This is a genomic window from Shigella sp. FJ200513 (assembly GCF_040495915.1).
Lineage (GTDB): Bacteria > Pseudomonadota > Gammaproteobacteria > Enterobacterales > Enterobacteriaceae > ECMA0423.
In genome coordinates this window covers 1-484 of the sequence record NZ_JBDYCV010000285.1, presented here as the reverse complement: position 1 = coordinate 484, position 484 = coordinate 1, and the positions used below count along the sequence as shown (strand labels likewise).

At 54.8% G+C, this 484-nt stretch carries 1 protein-coding gene; it reads right to left on the bottom strand.

Annotation, left to right across the window (positions count from 1 at the left end; all coding sequences use genetic code 11):
- Positions 1–484 (bottom strand): transposase (locus ABZJ92_RS22265; protein ID WP_353745954.1); only part of this gene is annotated, 484 nt, incomplete at both ends.

The following is a 484-nucleotide window of genomic DNA, read 5'->3' as shown; positions in this document are numbered from 1 at the left end:
ACTGTACAGATCCGCCATTTCTCCTCCGGGGAAGCGCATGGCGTCCGTCATCGACGTCAGCAGATGGCAGACTTTTCCTTTGCGCGTCACGGTCAGCAGGCGGGCTGTCACTTCATTTCCCAGTCCCGGCCACTTTTTTCGTGCCTGCGGGCTGGTTTTCAGCTTCACCAGATGATCGCCTTTACCCAGTTTTCTGAGCTCTTCATATTGCGCTCCCTTTCTGAGAGGTATCATCCAGTGGCGGTGTTCTCCCGCCAGGCTCCAGCCATTTAACAGTCCCAGTGAGTAATAACCTTTATCCATTAACGTCAGAGTGTTATCGCCGGTTTGTTCTATAAGTTGCTCAGCAAGCTCATTTTCGCTGTTCTTCATCGTGCCGAAGGCTGCAGCCGTCAGCAGATGGCTGGTCAGTTCCATCTGGCAGACCATTTTGACCTGCGGGTAGAGCGCCGGGTTCCCGGCATGTGTCTGGCGGGGGAAGGCT